Source organism: uncultured Mycobacterium sp., from assembly GCF_964249325.1.
Lineage (GTDB): Bacteria > Actinomycetota > Actinomycetes > Mycobacteriales > Mycobacteriaceae > Mycobacterium.
In genome coordinates this window covers 1-3,569 of sequence record NZ_CAXUCH010000342.1, presented here as the reverse complement: position 1 = coordinate 3,569, position 3,569 = coordinate 1, and the positions used below count along the sequence as shown (strand labels likewise).

Below are 3,569 nucleotides of genomic sequence, written 5' to 3'. Positions count from 1 at the left end.
CGCCAAGCTGGCCGGGGACGCCACCCGGACCGCCCGGATGGCCCACACCTCCTATTGCACCCGGTGGGCCCACCCCGCCCGGTGCGCCGATTCCGCCCGAGCGACCTGCCCGGCCGGTCGACGTCGATACCGGCTTTTGGTTGTGGCTGACTGCGCTGCCGCTGCTGGTGATCGGCTATGTCGTGGACATGCTGGCCTCGCACGTCGGCCACGGGTGGCCCATCCTTTACGCCGCCTCTGGGCTGCTTACCGCCGTCGTACTGGTGATCGTGGTGACGTTCCTGCTGCTGATGCGCGCCGGGTATCGATGGGCCCGCACCCTGCTGACCGGCGGCGGGGTGGCCACCATCGTCTACGTGGTGAGCCGGTTGTTCAGCGGGGACTGGCCACCGGTTGTGGCGGTGGTCTGCGCGGTCAGCGGCATCGTCGGCTCTGTGCTGATCGCCGGCGGCGTTGTGCTGCTGCACCGTAGGGAAGCCCACAACTACTTCACGAGGTGAGCGCACTGCTTCATGCGCGAATGCATGATATCGTGCAGTCATGCCTAAGACGGTGCAGATTCGTGACATCGACGACGAGGTCTACGCCGGCCTGGTTCGTCGCGCCGCGGAGGAAGGGATCACGGTTCCGGAGCTGCTTCGCCGGGAAGCCGTTCGATTAGCAGCGCGGCCATCGGTTACGCAGTGGCTGGCTCGGATCGGTCGGCGGCCCTCGGACGTGTCCACAGGCGAGGTACTGGCCACGTTGGACGAGTGGCGGGGCGAATGGCCCGATGCTGGTCGTTGACGCGTCGTGCCTGTTCGAGGTCGTCGCTGATACGCCGCGTTCCAAGGAGATCGCGGCCCGCATGGCCGCCGATACCGATCAGGTGGCACCGCACGTGATCGATGTGGAAGTGCTCGGTGTAATCCGCGCTCAGCACCTGCGGGGACGGCTGGACGGAACGGCCGCCGCACAGGCGGTGGCCGATCTGCGGGACTGGCCAGGCGAGCGTTTCGGGCACCGAGGGCTGCTGGGGCGAGCCTGGCAGCTGCGGGGTTCAGTACGAGGTTGGGATGCCTTCTACGTGGCGCTAGCAGAGGCGTTCGATGCGACACTGCTGACGCTGGACGCGCGGCTTGCTCGCTCACACGGCCCGACGTGCCGGATCGAGGTGCTTGGTGGCGCGGTGTGATTCTGCAAAGCGGCCAGCGTTACGCTGACCCAACGATGAGCGCAGCCGAACAATCTGGCACCGATCGCGAAACCAAGCGGTTGTTCTATGAGCCTGGCGCCAGCTGGTATTGGGTGTTGGCCGGTCCCGCGATGGCGCTGGCCATGCTGTTCATCGAGAAATCCAGCGGCTACGGCTGGCAGGTGCTGGTCCCGCTGGTCTTTCTGGTACTGGTGTCCGGATTCGTCGCGATACAGGTCAAGGCGGCCCGTATTCACACCTCGGTCGAGCTGACCGAACAGACCCTGCGTCAAGGCACCGAGACCATCAACGTGGCCGAGATCGTCAAGGTCTATCCGGAAGCCGAGCATGCGCCAGACTCCGGGGAACCGCTGCAGCGCTGGCAGACAGCGCGGGCGCTCGGCGAGCTGGTCGGGGTGCCACGCGGCCGGGTCGGCATCGGTCTCAAGCTGACCCGTGGGCGCACCGCGCAGGCCTGGGCGCGGCGGCACCGCCATCTGCGGGCGGCGCTCACGCCATTGGTCGAGGAGCGGGTCGGCCCCGATGGGTTCGACGACCCGCAGGATCGCGGCGACGACGCCGGGTCGAAGTGGTGAGTGCCCGCAGCCGCGCCGTCACCGAACTCACCATCGCCGGCGCCGCAATACTCGGTTGCGCGCTCAGCTGGTCGCAGGTCCGATCCACCGTGCAGGTCGCGCCAGTCGCCGAAGGCCAGCCCGTCACCACGTCGGTGGCCTACGACCCTCCGCTGCTGCTGCTGACGTTGCTGCTGGCCACCGTCGCCGGGGTACTCGCCGTGGTCGGCACCGCCCGGCTGCGGCGGGCGCCGAAAAGCGACCAATAACGTTCATCGGCCGGCCAAAGCGCGGTCGGCCAGCGCGCCGATCACCGGTGCAAGGGTCTGCGCGTACTCGATCGTCACGTGGTTGTCGTCGCAGTACACCAGGTCGTTGCCGACGATGGCAGGGCAGCGCGCGGGGGTGCAAAACAGCTCGGTCAGATCAGCGTAGCGGCCGCCACCGGCGTTGCTCGCCGCCTGCTCCGCGGCGATGCCGGCGTCGTTGACCGCCGTCGACCGCGGCGGGGAGCACGCGGTGGCGTCATCGAGGTGAGCCGACAGGCACGTCGGCACCGTCGAATGCGGGTCCGGAATCGGCCCTAGCACAAGGACATTGGCTCCGGTGCCCCGCAGCTGCGCCACAGTGCGAGTCAAACCCGCCATCCACGCCGGGTCGTAGGAGGTGAAACCGAAGTCGGCGCCGTAGCGCCGCGACATGCTCAGCACGACCAGCCGCGGGTGTTCGGCCTGCAGCCGGGCCATGATGTCGGCGCGCCACTGCTCGCATTCGGTGTACTCGCGGCCCAGATAGGGGCTGGTGATCGGCAGCTCCATCAACGGGCACGTCACTTTGCCCAGCGTCTCCAACCGCCAGTGCCGTTGCTCGGCGAGCTGCTGCAACGCCGGGCTCCACATCGCGGCGTGCGAATCACCGACCAGCGCCACGGTCGTCGGCGCCGCGAGGTCCCCTGTGGCGCATTCGCTTTGGCCGACTTCCCGCCACGAACGCACGCAGCCGTTGACGAACACCGCCGGCTTGTCGGCCGGCGCCTCGGCAAGCGGCGGCGTGAGATTCGACGGCACCGCCTTGAGGTCGGCCGACGCCGCCACCGCCGCCTGCACCTGCGCGAACCCCTGCTGCACGGCCGCGTCAAGCGGGTCGACAGGGCTCGCCAGCGGGGGCGTCACGCTGATCTTCGGTGCCGCGGCCGCCACCCCGCGACCCACTGGAACCGGCACCAGGATCAGCAGCACCACGCCGGCGCAGACGGCGACCGCGCTGGCGGCCGCGCCAAGCGCGAGGCTGCGGGCCGCCGAACTGCGTACGGGAGCGGCGAAACGACCAGGGTTCTCGACCAGATGCAGCGTGAGCACCGCCAACCCGGCGGAAACGATGATCGCCGCCAGTCTGCCCGCAAGGCCTGCCGACTGGCCCAGCAGCGGCGGCATCAGGAGCAGCACCGGCCAGTGCCACAGGTACCAGGAGTACGACACCCGCCCGATCGCGCGCATCCCGGGGAGCGACAGCACGCGACCGGCGCCCAGCCGGCTGTCGGCGCATCCGGCGCCGATCACCAACGCCGTGCCCAGTACCGGTAACAGCGCGGCGGTCCCGGGGTAAGGCGTGGCTGCGCCCAGCTCGTGGCAGGTCAGCAGGATCAGCGCCAGGCCGCCCCATCCCGCGATGGCCGCCGGCAGCGCGGGCAGTCGCCGCCACTGCCCGCCAGACAGCGCCACCAGACCACCCGCGGCCAGCTCCCAGGCCCGGGTCGGCAGCGAGAAGAACGCCCACGGCGGCGACGTGTGCGTCCAGGCCAGCGACAGCACGAACGACAC

At 69.5% G+C, this 3,569-nt stretch carries 6 protein-coding genes; 5 read left to right on the top strand and 1 reads right to left on the bottom strand.

Annotated features, from left to right (window positions below; genetic code table 11):
• Positions 1-140: 140 nt before the first annotated feature.
• Genes ACFE99_RS24060 through ACFE99_RS24040 form a run of 5 tightly spaced genes read left to right on the top strand, consistent with a single transcriptional unit; the run spans position 141 to position 2,018 of the window.
• Complete coding sequence (locus ACFE99_RS24060) at positions 141-500, top strand: hypothetical protein (protein WP_375489253.1); 360 nt, start codon at positions 141-143, stop codon at positions 498-500.
• Positions 501-540: 40 nt separating this feature from the next.
• Complete coding sequence (locus tag ACFE99_RS24055) at positions 541-786, top strand: hypothetical protein (RefSeq protein WP_375489251.1); 246 nt, start codon at positions 541-543, stop codon at positions 784-786.
• Positions 773-1,174 (top strand): type II toxin-antitoxin system VapC family toxin, encoded by a 402-nt coding sequence (locus tag ACFE99_RS24050; RefSeq protein ID WP_375489249.1) that lies wholly within the window; start codon positions 773-775, stop codon positions 1,172-1,174. The genes ACFE99_RS24055 and ACFE99_RS24050 overlap by 14 nt, the downstream gene beginning before the upstream one ends.
• A 35-nt stretch (positions 1,175-1,209) precedes the next feature.
• Positions 1,210-1,770, top strand: coding sequence for a DUF3093 domain-containing protein (locus ACFE99_RS24045; protein ID WP_375489247.1), 561 nt, complete (start codon positions 1,210-1,212; stop codon positions 1,768-1,770).
• Positions 1,767-2,018, top strand: a complete 252-nt coding sequence (locus ACFE99_RS24040; protein ID WP_375489245.1) for a hypothetical protein — start codon at positions 1,767-1,769, stop codon at positions 2,016-2,018. Before ACFE99_RS24045 ends, ACFE99_RS24040 begins: the two co-directional genes overlap by 4 nt.
• Before the next feature lie 3 nt (positions 2,019-2,021).
• On the opposite strand, the gene ACFE99_RS24035 is transcribed toward ACFE99_RS24040, so the two are convergent.
• On the bottom strand, positions 2,022-3,569 hold a 1,548-nt coding region (locus ACFE99_RS24035), incomplete at its 5' end, for an acyltransferase family protein (RefSeq protein ID WP_375489243.1).